Here is a 14,486-nt window from a genome sequence, read left to right as displayed (position 1 = left end):
CTGTGAAAATAAGTGTGCACCGAAAAAGTTGGCAAAGAAAATGAAAAACGCGGCAGTAAAACTACCGCCGCGTACTAAGCAAAATGATGATTAATTACCGCTATTTGGCGATTACAGGAAGACCCGTAGTCCACGGTCCACCAGCATCAATCACCGCTTGTTGAAGTGATGGTACAGTACGCTGCTGCAATGTACCGATTCGTTTCACTACATCATCTAGACCATCGTTGGCGTAACCGAGCTGGCCTTTATGCTGCTGTGTTGGTCCGTAAGAAGACCCTAGTGCAGAACGGGCATAGCTCAATCGGCTCAACACATTTGCAGGCTTAATACCCATTTTATCGCGAGATGAAAGGCCAAACAGAACTTTGTTTACCCCGTTAATTTCATCTTGAATAGCAGCGTATTGCGCTTCAAGACTGTTCACATCACTTGGCGTGCGATCAATCGCGGTACGCAAAAGGTCCATGGTTTCTTTTAATTGCTTCAGTACAGTCGTCGATGATAATGCACGTTTTTGCGCATCGTTCACCGCATTACCATATGCTTCAATTTCAGCATGCGTAGCACCTTTCAGCGCGCCGTCGTAGATAGATTCCAATACAAATGACGCTGGCTCAGAAAGCGCTGTTACCGTGGAGCCTTCTCGCTTAAATAACGTCGCGGTATAGCTGCCTGGTAGCGCCATGAGTCCATTGTTCTTGCTGTCTTTGTCAGTAAGCGGAATAGTGAGTGAATATTTCATATCCCAGGTAATACGGTGTAAGCCTTTCTTTGTGTTACCTTCTACACGCTTCACTAAGTCACCATCACTGTCGCGTACTTCGACATACACTGCTGGGGCAGCTTCTTGGTTTTCAGCTTCAACCGCTTCCCAGCTTGGATACTTAGGGTACTTTTTGTCTTCTATAAGTTTCTTTTCGGCTTCTTGGCGCTTTTCTTTGGCCGTTAGCAGACTGTCTTTCAAATAGTAGGTGAAGGTTGCACCGTGCTCGGGGTTCTCGGCGACAAAGCGATCGTCACCATCAGAGTCTGTGTGATTATCATCTAACTGGAACCACTTAACCGGTCGACTTGGCGCGAACAAGATGGCGTCTTTTTGCATCGACTTCTCGGTTAATGAACGCAGCGGCGCATAATCATCAAGTATGTAGATACCGCGACCAAACGTACCTGCGACTAAGTCATTCTCGCGACGTTGAATTTTCACATCGCGGGTTGAGATGGTCGGCATACCACCGTCTAACTCAACCCAGTCTTTACCGCCATCTACCGAGAAAAACACACCGAATTCAGTACCGATAAACAATAAATCCTTATTTACGTGGTCTTGTACAATACGCCACACTAAGTGCTTTTCAGGTAAATCATCAGCTAATGAAGTCCAGCTTTTCCCTAAATTAGTCGACTTGATTAAGTAAGGTTTGTAATCACCATATTTATGATTATCAAGGGCAACGTACACCGTATTGGGATCAAACAAATCTGCGCGAATATCGTTCACGTAAGAGTTGGCTGGAATGCCCTTAATGTCATCTAGCTCAATCTTTTTCCAAGATTTACCACCATTAGTGGTCACTTGGATAATACCGTCGTCGGTACCTGCCCACAGAATATTTTCATCTACTGGGCTCTCAGCAAAGTTGGCAATGGTATGAAACTCTGTCATGGCATACAGGTCCCAGCCGGCTTCTACTGACCACGTGCGCCCCATAAGTGGCGAATGCATGCGATTGCCGTTTTTAGTGAGATCACCCGACACTGCCGTCCAACTGTCACCGCGATCATCACTTCGCCAAACCCGCTGTGAGGCAAAATAGATACGCGCAGGATCATGTGCAGATACATTAATCGGCGCATCCCAGTTAAACCGCTCTGCAGGGTCGCCTGGTAGTGGCTGAGGCTTAACATACACCCCTTCTCGGGTAGTCGTATCGACACGCACCAAATTTCCTTGCTGCCACTGCGAATACATAATGTCAGGGTTACCAGGCTCTACCGCTGGGCCGTGCCCATCACCGCCCAAGGTTAAGAACCAATCTTTGTTCTTTATCCCCTCTTCACGCATAGTGCGCGAAGGACCGCCTTGGGTGGAATTATCCTGTGCGCCAGCGTAGATCTTATAAAATGGTTTAGAGTCATCTGGCGCTACTTTATAGAACTGGGTTAATGGAAGGTTCGCCATAAAGCGCCAATTCGCCATTCTGTCGTGAGACATATAAATACCACCATCGGATCCCATCAATACGAAATCTGGGGCGGTAGGATGGAACGCCATGGCGTGGTCGTCTACGTGCTTGCGTTTAGTGTTGATGGGCGTCCACGTTTTGCCGCCGTCATCCGACACTTTGCTGTAGTTACTGGCAATATAAACACGGTCAAATTGATGTTGGTCAGCGAATATTTCCTGATAGTAGTGAGGACCTGTACCACCGCCTACTTCATCTGACATTTTAGTCCAGCTAGCACCTTGGTCGGCTGAACGGTAGAAGCCACCACCGCGATTATCGGTTTCAATGGTGGCATAAATCACATCTGGGTTCATGGGTGATATAGCCATACCAATTTTACCCATGTTGCCTTGTGGTAAACCTGTTTTAAGTTCAGTCCAGGTTTCGCCTCCGTCGCTGGAAGTATGGATACCTGCGCCTTCGTTCGTTCCCACATAGGCACCAATTGAACGCTGACGCGCCCACGTTGCAGCATAAAGTTTGTCTGGGTTACGCGGGTCAATAAGTAGTGATGTTACCCCGGTCCATTCGTCAGCTGGCTTAAGCACTTGCTTCCACGTTTCACCGCCATCGGTCGTCTTATAAAGCCCACGCTCGCCGCCGCCACTCCACAATGGCCCTTGGGCAGATACCCATACAATATCTGGATTTGTAGGGTGAATAATAATGTCAGAAACGTGCTCTGACTTCTTCAGACCCATATTCTTCCAGGTTTGACCGCCATCTAGCGATTTATATACACCGTCGCCAAAGCTAATGTGACGGCCACCATTATTTTCGCCCGTTCCTACCCAAATAATATTTGAGTTGCTTGGCGCAATGGTCACGTCACCAATGGAGTAAACTGGCTGGTCGTCGAAAATTGGAGTCCAGGTCGTACCCGCGTTGGTAGTTTTCCACACGCCACCCGAGCCCACCGCGGTGTACCATGTTGAGGGATTGTTCTGATCGACTGCGATATCAGCGATACGCCCAGACATGTACGCAGGCCCAATATTTCTCAGCTCCATGGCTTTGAATGTTGAACTGCTGAAGACTTCATTCTTGTCGTTTTTGTCTGCAAAGGCGGGGGTGCACGCAAGTGCAACTGATACAGCAACTGCCGCTTTAAGAAGCTTTTTCATTATTGTTATCCAGTGTGTTTGATAGGGCTCAAAACCCTTTTTTAATTTGTAGTACTATCACTCTATAGCATTACTAATAAATGCTTAAAGTTACAATGTAACATACGACCAACTGCCCATTACAAAAGTTGAAAATATTGTGCACCGACTTAACATTACTTAATATCTTGATGGTCATTAGCCAGTGCATTTTTTCAAAAAGTAGTTTAGCCCTACCGACTCAATCTGTACATTTATTCAACAAATCGTATATTATCCAATCTGGATCTTTGTTTTACTATTCAGGGCGTCAGCCTAAGAATACTGATACTGATTCACAGGATTCAAATAGACACGAAAAAGCTTAAAGGCTCGAAGGGAATACATAAAAATAATATGCGGATTAGACATCTAACAATTTTACTCGTCGTTGCCAGCGTTCTACTTAGTGCCTGCACACCTTCACAACCTACAAACAAAATTCTGATCAGTGGTCCTTTTGAACCAGTCAATAACGACCCGGCAAGTACCGGCTACATGTTTACGCGAATGCAAATTCTGGAAACTCTCATAGACGTGGACAACCAAGGTCAGCTTATCCCAGGACTTGCTAGCTCATGGTCAAATGATGAGGACTTTACTGTTTGGACATTCAATTTACGTCCTGATGTGTATTTTCATGACGGCACGTTAATGACCGCCGACGCCGTCTACAAAAGCCTTTCGGTCGCGTTTGGTAAACCAACGCCATTTTCAAAAGATATGATCGCCAACATGGAGGTGGTATCAGAATATTCTATCAAGTTCACCTTGAACCAAAGTTACCGTCCTTTCCCTTCCCTGTTAAGTAATTATGCAACTGCGATCGTGGCACCTGCTACCTTCGGCAAGTTCAATCGAATTAAAACCTTAATAGGTACAGGCCCCTATCAGATTACGCACTTTGAACCTCCCCACAATATTACAACCACGCGCTTTGACAATTATTGGGGCGAGCCCGCTGTTATTGAAAACGTTGAGTACGTAACGGGTCACCGCTCTGAAACGCGGGCGCTTATGGTACGAACGGGGCAAGCAGATATTGTGTACAACCTCGACCCTGCCGCGGTTAGCATGTTGCGCACTGACTCTGACGTAAACGTGTTTAGCGACAGGATCCCTCGCACCACTCTAGTTAAGTTAAATAGCGGCCATCCTATCCTCTCAGATGTAAAAGTAAGGCGAGCATTGAGTTTAGCGATTGACAGAAAAGGCATTGCATCTGGCGTAATGCGTATATCGAATATCTCTGCTGATCAGCTATTTGGCCCAAATATTCGAGACTGGCATATTCGGTCTACTGCCACAGATAATGCTACCAATACTATTTCAATGGGTGACGCTGACAATAATCCAACAATTAAAAATAGCGTTGAAAATGGCGACTTATTATTAAACAGGAAAAAAGCGGCACAGCTGCTAACCGACGCGGGATGGTTAGTAGGTGAGGATGGAGTGCGCTACAAAAATGGCTCACCTTTAACGCTTGACATGATTACCTACGCCAATCGGCCAGAACTCATTACCATTGCCACGGCAATTCAAGATCAATGGGCTAGCATTGGAGTGAAGCTCTCTGTCCATATGGAAAATGTAAGTGCCATTCCTTCAGGGCATGCTGATGGTACATTGCAAACTGCACTTATGGCGCGTAACTTTGCTAACATCCCAGACCCTCTCGGTATAATGCTGGCTGACTTTTCTTCAAAAGAAGGCGGCGATTGGGGGCCAATGAACTGGCAAAATGAAAAAGTGTTTAGCGATTTAAAGACCTTGAGTCACACCACGGATGAACACGCTTACAAATCATTGATATCATCAATTATGCAAGAAGTTCAGCAAGACGTTCCTCTTATCCCCGTTATGTACTATGTGCAGCAAACGGCGACATCTAGCCGACTAAGAAACTTCAGCTTCGACCCTTACGAGCGTTCTTTTCGCGTATCTCAAATGAGAATAGCCCCATAATAATGAGAAAAATCCTACTTCAACGGCTGCTTCAAGCTGTACTGATGGCGTGGAGTGTAGGCACACTCACATTTATTATAACCCGTTCACTACCTGGAGATATGGCTTACAAAATAGCGGCTGGCCGCTACGGTGACGATGCGGTAAGCACAAGTGCCGCTAACGCCGTAGCAGAAGAACTTGGTCTGCACAGAAGCGCTTTCGAACAGTACGTAAGCTGGATGACTGATTTAGCCTCACTGGATTTAGGCAATAGCTTGGTCACGGGGGCCCCCATTGTTGTTGAGCTACAAAATCAGCTTTCTTACACCCTTGTTCTCGCTGGACTCGCTATTCTGGTATCCGCATTAATTGCGTTTCCTCTGGGAATTTATAGCGGCATCAGAAGCGCTCGAAAAAGTGAAAATACTCCTAAAAGCCGTGCTTCTCTTTTTGATAAAGCAGTATTAGTGTTTTCCACGTTCGTGCGCTCTCAACCGGTCTTTTGCTTGGGGCTAATTCTCATCTTTATTTTTGCTCTAGAGCTCAACTGGCTTCCGGTTGCGGGCTCTTCAGGCTTTGTCTATACCATATTACCTGTAATGACCTTAGGGTTAAGCCTGGCGGCTATATCAAACCGCGTAATTCGCAATAGTACTGTTAATGCGGTTCAATCGGGTTACTTCCATTTCGCCAAGATAAAAGGGTTAAGCGCTCTAGAGGCGTTTAGGTGCCATGCGCTACCTAACATTGTAATACCTGCTCTAGCCTTCATGGGCATACAGCTTATCGGGTTAATTGAAGGCGTAATTATGATTGAAAGCCTTTTTGCTTGGCCCGGCATAGGACACGGACTTTCCCATGCTGTCTTTGCCCGCGACATCACTATGTTGCAAGGCACAGCTTTGCTGATGGGCATTTTATTCGTATTGGTCAACACACTAGTCGATTTAAGTCAGTATGCACTCGACCCAAGGGTGAGAGAGAATCGAGGGTATAGCCAATGAAGACACCCGCCTTACCTGTTGAAAAAGTGATTGGCTTTTCACTTTTGATGCTGCTCTTATTACTTGCGTTGGGCGAGCCTGTTCTATTGGGAACAAACGGTAATCAACAAAATTTAAAGCAAGTGCTCGAAGCCCCAAGTGCGCAACATTGGTTAGGTACAGATCAGTTCGGACGCGACATGTTAGCCAGAATCTCAGAGGGTCTGCGCATATCACTTTCTCTCGCTGCACTGTGTGTACTAAGTTCATCAATCATTGGCGTGCTAACGGGCGTAATTGCAGCGTGGTGTAGAGGTTGGGTAGATACGACGTTGAATTTCATTGCCAATACAATATTGGCGCTCCCCGGACTGGTACTTATTCTTCTTTTCGCGGCGCTAGTACCAGGCTCTTTCATTATGCTGTATTTAGCCATTTCCTTAGTACTGGCCGTCGAGTACTTCAGGCTGGTACGTGCTATCACTCTACCAGTAGTGACAGGCCCTGCACTGGAAAACTCTGCGCTAATGGGTTTTCCAAAACGCTATTTATTTAATAAGCATATATGGCCCGCCATTCGACAAGACGTGTTATCACTTGCTGCTTTTGGTGCCTCCTCCTCAATTATCGCCATGGCATCGGTGGGCTTCGTTTATGTTGGTTTAAAACCACCCAGCCCTGAGCTTGGGCTGATGATAGTTGAGCTTTTTCCATACTATCACGAAGCACCTTGGCTGCTCGCACAACCTATTTCCACCCTATTCGTTCTCGTACTGGGCTTTCACTTACTTTCTGCGAAGAGTGACAAAACACCTCGTTTAAATAAGTTCATTTTTGACAGCAGCAGTAGACTATCAAAGAATGATGCATTGGAGCGCAAACTGTGAGCCAATACATTGCTATTGAACACTTATCAATTTACGCGCAAGACACCATTATTGTAGAGGATCTATCCCTTAGCCTTGAACAAGGCGAGACACTGACTATATTGGGTGAAACCGGGGCAGGTAAAAGTCTGCTAGCGCAAGCAATTATGGGCGACTTACCGTCTGCACTGAAGGTTACGGGAAATGTTCTGGTAAACGGTGTAGATATGCTTCGTGCCAACCGACGTGAATGTGAACAATTGTGGGGGCGAGACATTGTTATGCTGCCGCAAGAGCCATGGCATTCTCTAAGCCCAATGATGAAAATTCGCCAGCAAGTCGCCGAAGTTTTTCGGTTTACATTGGGTAACGGTGCTCGCGAAGCACAAAAGAGTGCGAAGACACAGCTAGAAAACCTGGCTCTTAAAGACGACAGTGATAAGGTCCCTTCTCAACTTTCCGGTGGAATGGCACAGCGTGTCGCTTTTGCCTGTGCATCAGCGACTAATGCACCTTTATTTCTAGCCGACGAACCCACAAAAGGGCTAGATGCCGGACGCAAACATCATATTATTGAGCAACTAAAGCAAAAAGCTAACGACGGTACGCTACTTACCATTACGCACGATGTTTCAGTGGCAGAGGCACTGGGTGGTAAATGTATGGTGCTTAAAAACGGGAAACTGGTTGAAACAGGTGATACCCGCAAGATACTGTCCTCCCCGTCTTCAAACTATACCAAAACCCTTATTGCGTCGGCTCCGCAACACTGGACGGCTACCACAAAAAAAACGCATAGGTTTGCACCGCTGGTATCGGTGAATGATCTCACAATTATGAGAGGTAACCGTACACTATTTACTGGCCTTAGTTTTTCTTTAGGGGAAGGCGAAATTGTCGGGCTTTGTGGTGATAGCGGCAGTGGAAAAACGTCTCTAGGTGATGCTCTACTTGGGCTTCTACCCTATCAAGGCAATATTGCGTTTCATACGCTTTTACACCGTTATCAAACCCTAAAGCTGTATCAAGATCCCCCCAGTTCATTTGCCGATCACACTACGCTTAAATCATTGATTGATGACGTAATAAAGCTCCACAAGGTGTCTAAAAAGCGTGCCGATTTACTTTCATCTCAACTAGGCCTTAACCAGCGATTGTTTGAGCGCAGCGCCTCTGAGGTAAGTGGAGGTGAGCTTCAACGCATTGCATTGCTGCGCGCGCTGCTACTAAAGCCCAAGCTACTTATAGCTGACGAGCCAACATCTAGGCTCGACCCCATTACAAGTAAGGCAATTACTCACTTACTTGTCGATCAATGCAGAGAAGAAAATTGCACGGTGCTCTTTATCAGCCACGATAGAACACAGCTAGAAAAAGTCTGTGACCGCGTCATTGACCTTCAGACTCTCACAACATCAAAAGCCGTTATATAACGGCTTTTGGAAGACAAGTTTCAGGGGACTTTCGTGTGTTTATACGCAAACCGTAGCCGCGAATGAACTAAAAAGTCACGATTTCATCATCAATAAGATGACCTACAGCCTGACTCTGCTCAGCATCGACAAAGGCGCTATCAATCGCGCTAAAGCGCGCCGTAGTAACCTTTCGATAATTCGGGTGGGTATAAATATAAGTTTGCTCTGACTGAAGCGCCTCTATCACGCGTTCAGCTAGCACAGAGGCATCGATTCCCGACTCTACTGCTTTAGTGGCTGCTTGAGCTCCGGCTTTAAGCTTCTCTTTATCAATGCGTTTTTCAGCGGCTACTGCATATTTTTGCTGCCTATTTCTATACGACTCGTGAATGCGGGTTTTCACGAATGCTGGACACAATACAGAAGTATGGATTCCAAAAGGTTTTAATTCTGGTACCCAGCTTTCCGTCATAGAGACAACCGCAGCCTTTGATGCGCAGTAGGCCGCCGCATATGGCATGCCCATCATTCCTGCCATCGACGCCACGTTTAGCACCCAACCTCCTTCGCCGTGCTCTTTAATAGCTGGCACGCATGCTTGTGCGCCATAGAGTACGCCCATAACGTTGACGTCCATTACCCAGCGCCAGGTCTCATGCTCCGAATCTTCGACTTTCCCCGGCGTACCGCCAACACCAGCATTATTGATGACCATATGAACCTTGCCAAACTTCTCTTTGGCGTTAGCTACAATATCTTCCCACTGAGCGTAATCGGTAACATCAAGGGCGCAAGTCAATACATCAAAACCTTTCTCTCGTAAGTCGTTACCCGATTCGGTTAATGCAGCATTATCAATATCGCCCATGACGATATTCATACCCTGCCTTGCCAATGCCTCTGCCAGCGCTAACCCTATGCCGCCAGCGGCGCCAGAAATAATAGCGGTCTTACCCGTAAATTCGTTAGACATCTTACTCTCCTGTTATTGTTATTGCGCCGCGGGCCCTTTGGGAAAGCCATTTCAATGAGGAGTTTGCAATCGCCTATCTCACTCAACTAGCGCTTATCTACACACCTAGATTAGGGGTAACAGGATGGGGAAAATACTTTATTTGGCTAATCTGAATAGCTTCATGAAATTAATAAGTCAGGTTAAACGTAAAGGCGGGGCAAATAAAAAAGGGCAGTGACTAACCCTGCCCTTTGCATTACCCCGCTACTATATTTCTATGTTGAAAACTGTCTCATCCGTTCTACATCAACCTAACCGACTGTTCGATTTTACTCTGGTGCTACTAATCTAATTCTCAACAATGGCTTTTGACAGAGCGTACTTACAGGAGTCGATATCTTCACGCCTCAGTAAATACTTCCGCTTGTTTGTTAAGCCGCGAAATCAGTATATTTGATGATGTCAGCCATTTCGAAAGCTCCAGCGGGTTGACTGCCCTGTACTTTTAGTTCTGGATACCATGAAGGGTTAGATCCTAAGAACGAGTGAGGGTCACTTTCAATCAAACCTATAAGCACTTCAGCTACAATATAACCTCCAACAGACCCCAAATGATTGCCTCCTGAGAGGCTTCCCTCGCAAAGAATGTATAACCACAGCGGAGTTGCTTGAGCTAAGTTGCCCGGCAGTTCGAACATCGACATATCGGGAGAATCCAGGCTTACGCCTAAAACAGACTCCATGTATTTGTGCACTGACTGGCCTGATGGCAGTGAAAAGCTCTGACCACGTTGCAAATTTCTTACGGCAAGCGATGCCTCAGCATTTTTGATAAACGGCAACTCCAGTAATTCTGAAGGAAGTTTTTCATCGACCGCCCCCGCTTTCTGAGAATCTTCTCCAAAAAACCAACTCCAGTTAATCGCTCCTGCCGTATTCTTCTGGAACCCTGTACCTAACTCGCTACCAAACATCGTTACGCCTTTATGACTTTCGTTAAAGTCTAATGGGTTGGTAACCATTGTATGACCAAAGCGATAGGCGGCGACGGAAAATTCAACCGGAATAAATGGAGAGTTATCTTCAGTAAAAAATCGTCGACCGTTACACATAATATCATCGACGACCGTTTGACCTACTAGCTTGGGTAAAAAGTCATAAATAACGACCCATTGGTAGTGCCAGGTCACGATCTCTCGCGCCTTTTCGAAAAGAGCAGTTTTCGTCGTATAAGTGCCCTTCGTTAGTAACTCATTGACAACCGTATTATGAAAATAGTGCATCAGTAATTGAAGCTGAGAGACTATTCGGTTTTCATCGTTACGTGGATCGCCAATCAACGCCACTTGGTTTAAATGCCCCTGAGGAGTACTCTCTGCTCTAAGTAAATCATCACCGTTCGTCAGCAGGTGCAACTTGTCTATTTGTTTAGGTTTGCCGGAGGCGTTTGGTGGTGCGTGATAGTAGAGATGCGGTGTCCCTTCAACACCCGAACCATAGATACAATCCAAATCCAGGGTAGGCGTTCGGATATTATTGATGTCATCAGGGGTATTTCGTGAACTTAAACTCGATGTAACATCAAGGGTAATATCATGATCGATGAATTGGCCTAAGAATACGTAACCCAGGTCAATATTTGACAACTTGGCTTCTGCTTCGGAATCCATGGGTCCGTTCTTTTTACCGCATTCACGAAGATCATGCGAGTTACTGATAAGTCGAGGGAGTTGAGGAAATAGACGCCTGAATCGGCCTTGTGATTGATGATGGGTGCATTTAGGGGTCATACCGCTAGGTGTATTGATGCCATGATGTATCATATTCAGTCTCCATTTTAGTTATCACCTTTTCACTGATAAACACTAAAAATGGGGAAGTTATTGATAATCTATTGCTCGGAAACATCATGAGCATCCATACTCTGCTTTCCCTTTTTGAACAACAAGACCAGCTCAAGGCTTATATTAGACTATCTCGATGTGTTCATTTTTTCAACAATTAAGATAACCTTAAGCTGTTATAGAAAATGATCGTTGAGTAAATTCACCAGCGAATACCCCTTCGTTTGTCTCCGTTTCCTTGGCTCCAAACTCAAAAAAAAAAGATGGACGGTTTAAACTCAACCGTCCTCTGCATGAGGTTTCACATAGGCCAAAAGCTACATAAAATTCAGTTCTGACCCATTTGTTAACGTGCTGACGCCAATTAAGAACTGTAAAAACACGGTACATCATTATACTCAACTAGCCTTTTGCTTTACTTCGCCGGCATAACATAAACCTCGCGAACGCAGGCTGACTCTTCTGCGCTTAGGGCAAACAATACCGATTTTGCGATATCCGCTGGCTGAAGCTTATCTTCCTTAGGTTCATCGAAAAATGGCGTATTCACCATACCAGGGCAGATAGTTGTACAGCGGCCGCCCCACTCGCGCATTTCTTCTGCGAGGTTCTGACCGAAACCATAAGCAAACCACTTACTTGCCCCATATACAGAGCCTTTGAGAGCTATTCGACCGGCGACCGAAGACGTAATGATGAAGTGGCCTTGCGTATCGCGCAAGTACGGCAATCCGGCTTTTGCGGTATAAAGCAGTCCATTTACGTTTGCGCCCAGCATGCCATCCCAGTCATCTACGTCCCCCTTTTCAATGCCGGCGGCTTTCGCGCCGCGCCCTGCATTGGCGAAAATGCCGTCAATACGACCGAAATGTTCGCTTACCTGTTTAAACGCCTTATCTAACTCATTAAAGTCGCTTACGTCAGCTTTGACAGCAAATGCATTATCATTGCCAAGCTCTTCAACCAAGGCACGCAGTTTGTCCTCACTTCTCGCTAAGAGGGCAACGTTAAAACCGTTATCTACCAATTGCTTTGCCGTTTCTTCGCCAATGCCGCTGGAAGCCCCCGTTATCGCGATAACCTTTTTATTTGTAGCTGAGGTGGACATACACTTCCTCCTTTTTTTACTGGGCAACCAATTCACTAATTTTGCTTACGAAAGCTGGAATATCATCTGGGTTTCTACTAGTGACTAGTTTTGAGTGGGTCACCACTTCTTCATCAACCCAGGTCGCACCAGCATTTTTGAGATCTGTTTGGATACTAGGAAACGAAGTGAGTGTTGCACCTTTCGCTAACCCAGACTCCACCAGCAACCATGGACCATGACAGATAGCACCTATAGCTTTAATACTTGCCGCGCTGTTTGCATTTTTGATGAAGGCAACTGCATCTTCGTTGGTACGCAGCACATCGGGATTGATTTGACCGCCAGGTAGCACAAGGGCATCGTAATCTTCAGGATTAACGGACGTAACTTGTTTATCAACATTGACGTCCTTCCCCCAGTTGTCTTCGTCCCATGCTTTAATTGTTGTCTGATCATCAATAGATAGCACATCAACTTCAGCACCTTGCTCAATAAACTTGTCTCTTGGTTGAATCAACTCACTTTGCTCAAAACCATTGGTTGCCAAAATAGCGATTTTTTTGCCTTTAAGGTTTTGGGTGTTGCTCATAATGTTCACTCCTTTTGAAAGACGAAATGTAAAGCTAGTAAAAACAGGGGGCGCCACACAATAGGAATAACTGTCCGCCTACCACCTTTAGCAAATCCCATCAGGTGAACGCGTTAGTTTGTGCATGGCATAACCTAGCTCTTACTATCTAGCTACGATGCTGTTGAAGGTGCAAATTACAAACCATCCAAACCAAGAAACGCAAACCATTGATTCAATTACAATAAATGAAATACCAACAATTTCACCACCATTGATAGCCACGCACATATTCAGATTTTGTGAACGATTTACAGAGCTTCTTTCTCGCTCCTTTTTTAAGTTAATGTAAGCCGACAGCGAAGTTTTCATGTATCAAGCTCTAAGAGTTCTATCGTTTAGGCAAAACATGAGGACACATGAGCAAGGAACGTTTCAACCACGCTAAATCTGCATTCGAGCTTTCTTTGAAAAGTTGGTGGAGTATTTCAAAGCGTATTTTCACTAGCCTGCAAAAAGACAACATTCCTCTTATCTCCGCTGGCGTTGCCTTTTACTGCTTGCTGGCTATCTTCCCACTACTAGGGGCAACTATTGCTTTGTATGGGCTCGTTGTCTCTCCCGATGAACTGCAACGCCACATGGCATTGCTGGTAAATGTAGTACCAAATGACAGTCGCTACATCATTGAAGAACAGCTTAAAAATTTAACCGAGAAGTCGAATACTGCATTGGGCTGGAGTTTTTTATTTACTCTGCTCTTATCACTGTGGAGCAGTAGCAAAGGCGCCAACGCACTGATAAAAGCATGCAACATTACCTATAGCGAGGCGGAAGGAAGAGGCTTTTTCAAAGGTATCCTGGCACGCATCACCTGCACCATATTTATGATCCTTACTGTAATTGTGTCCCTTGCCTGCATCACTATTTTACCCGAAGCATTAAACTGGATGACGTCAAATGCCCTTAGTACCGAGCAAGCCATGTGGGTGACTTGGCCAGTTATGCTGGCCCTATTTAATATTGCGCTTTCAGCCCTATATCGATATGCCCCTCACCGAAGAGAAGCCCAGTGGCGCTGGGTGACGCCGGGGTCAGTTTTTGCCACCTTATTATGGGTGGTAGCCTCGTATGGTTTTTCGATATACCTCAATGAATTTGGAAGCTACAACAAAACCTACGGCTCCGTTGGGGGCATTATTATTTTGCTTATGTGGTTGTATTTAACCGCCTATATCATTCTAATCGGTGCAGAGGTGAACTCGTCGATAGAGCTCCAAACTACTGCAGACAGTACGGTGGGTGAAGACAGACCCATGGGCGAAAGAAACGCATTTGTGGCAGACCATACACCGGATGATTTAAGGCGCTAATGCTTAAACTATCTGAGGCGCATGCACTATCTAGCAGCGCCTTCCTCACCATCAATTTTTAGCATCTTT

10 protein-coding genes are annotated in these 14,486 nt (G+C 45.7%); 5 read left to right on the top strand and 5 right to left on the bottom strand.

The features are described 5' to 3' along the window. Positions 1-100: 100 nt before the first annotated feature. The gene (locus ACFI6J_RS13320; protein WP_156086732.1) at positions 101-3,355 is read right to left on the bottom strand and encodes a VPS10 domain-containing protein; all 3,255 of its coding nucleotides are present in this window, start codon (positions 3,353-3,355) and stop codon (positions 101-103) included. Between the two features lie 375 nt (positions 3,356-3,730). On the opposite strand from ACFI6J_RS13320, the gene ACFI6J_RS13315 reads away from it, so the two are divergent. From ACFI6J_RS13315 to ACFI6J_RS13300, 4 genes are read left to right on the top strand one after another with little or no spacing between them, the layout of a single operon-like run. Continuing rightward, positions 3,731-5,341, top strand: coding sequence for an ABC transporter substrate-binding protein (locus tag ACFI6J_RS13315; RefSeq protein WP_156086733.1), 1,611 nt, complete (start codon positions 3,731-3,733; stop codon positions 5,339-5,341). A gap of 2 nt (positions 5,342-5,343) precedes the next feature. Beyond that, positions 5,344-6,327 carry an ABC transporter permease gene (locus ACFI6J_RS13310; protein WP_156086734.1) on the top strand — a complete coding sequence of 328 codons (984 nt, stop codon included), beginning with the start codon at positions 5,344-5,346 and terminating at the stop codon, positions 6,325-6,327. Beyond that, on the top strand, positions 6,324-7,193 hold the full coding sequence (locus tag ACFI6J_RS13305) for an ABC transporter permease (protein ID WP_156086735.1): 870 nt from the start codon (positions 6,324-6,326) through the stop codon (positions 7,191-7,193). Before ACFI6J_RS13310 ends, ACFI6J_RS13305 begins: the two co-directional genes overlap by 4 nt. Further along, positions 7,190-8,605, top strand: a complete 1,416-nt coding sequence (locus tag ACFI6J_RS13300; RefSeq protein WP_156086736.1) for an ABC transporter ATP-binding protein — start codon at positions 7,190-7,192, stop codon at positions 8,603-8,605. The genes ACFI6J_RS13305 and ACFI6J_RS13300 overlap by 4 nt, the downstream gene beginning before the upstream one ends. Before the next feature lie 67 nt (positions 8,606-8,672). On the opposite strand, the gene ACFI6J_RS13295 is transcribed toward ACFI6J_RS13300, so the two are convergent. From ACFI6J_RS13295 to ACFI6J_RS13280, 4 genes are all read right to left on the bottom strand, one after another. After that, positions 8,673-9,560, bottom strand: a complete 888-nt coding sequence (locus ACFI6J_RS13295) for an SDR family NAD(P)-dependent oxidoreductase (protein ID WP_014977153.1) — start codon at positions 9,558-9,560, stop codon at positions 8,673-8,675. Positions 9,561-9,973: 413 nt separating this feature from the next. Next, positions 9,974-11,365 carry a peroxidase family protein gene (locus ACFI6J_RS13290; RefSeq protein WP_231506540.1) on the bottom strand — a complete coding sequence of 464 codons (1,392 nt, stop codon included), beginning with the start codon at positions 11,363-11,365 and terminating at the stop codon, positions 9,974-9,976. 436 nt (positions 11,366-11,801) lie between these two features. Beyond that, positions 11,802-12,494, bottom strand: coding sequence for an SDR family oxidoreductase (locus tag ACFI6J_RS13285; protein ID WP_156086737.1), 693 nt, complete (start codon positions 12,492-12,494; stop codon positions 11,802-11,804). Positions 12,495-12,510: 16 nt separating this feature from the next. After that, the gene (locus tag ACFI6J_RS13280; RefSeq protein WP_156086738.1) at positions 12,511-13,065 is read right to left on the bottom strand and encodes a type 1 glutamine amidotransferase domain-containing protein; all 555 of its coding nucleotides are present in this window, start codon (positions 13,063-13,065) and stop codon (positions 12,511-12,513) included. 398 nt (positions 13,066-13,463) lie between these two features. Between ACFI6J_RS13280 and ACFI6J_RS13275 the strand changes: the two genes are divergently transcribed. Beyond that, positions 13,464-14,417 carry a YihY/virulence factor BrkB family protein gene (locus ACFI6J_RS13275; protein ID WP_101565449.1) on the top strand — a complete coding sequence of 318 codons (954 nt, stop codon included), beginning with the start codon at positions 13,464-13,466 and terminating at the stop codon, positions 14,415-14,417. The last annotated feature ends 69 nt before the right edge of the window (positions 14,418-14,486 follow it).

This window comes from Alteromonas sp. G4i13, assembly GCF_054960505.1.
This window is presented reverse-complemented; position numbering and strand designations above follow the sequence as displayed.

Bases quoted from the DNA above. Each gene is read 5' to 3' on its own strand.
- ACFI6J_RS13320 (WP_156086732.1), bottom strand. From the start codon at position 3,355: ATGAAAAAGCTTCTTAAAGCGGCAGTTGCTGTATCAGTTGCACTTGCG.
- ACFI6J_RS13315 (WP_156086733.1), top strand. From the start codon at position 3,731: ATGCGGATTAGACATCTAACAATTTTACTCGTCGTTGCCAGCGTTCTA.
- ACFI6J_RS13310 (WP_156086734.1), top strand. From the start codon at position 5,344: ATGAGAAAAATCCTACTTCAACGGCTGCTTCAAGCTGTACTGATGGCG.
- ACFI6J_RS13305 (WP_156086735.1), top strand. From the start codon at position 6,324: ATGAAGACACCCGCCTTACCTGTTGAAAAAGTGATTGGCTTTTCACTT.
- ACFI6J_RS13295 (WP_014977153.1), bottom strand. From the start codon at position 9,560: ATGTCTAACGAATTTACGGGTAAGACCGCTATTATTTCTGGCGCCGCT.
- ACFI6J_RS13290 (WP_231506540.1), bottom strand. From the start codon at position 11,365: ATGATACATCATGGCATCAATACACCTAGCGGTATGACCCCTAAATGC.
- ACFI6J_RS13285 (WP_156086737.1), bottom strand. From the start codon at position 12,494: ATGTCCACCTCAGCTACAAATAAAAAGGTTATCGCGATAACGGGGGCT.
- ACFI6J_RS13280 (WP_156086738.1), bottom strand. From the start codon at position 13,065: ATGAGCAACACCCAAAACCTTAAAGGCAAAAAAATCGCTATTTTGGCA.
- ACFI6J_RS13275 (WP_101565449.1), top strand. From the start codon at position 13,464: ATGAGCAAGGAACGTTTCAACCACGCTAAATCTGCATTCGAGCTTTCT.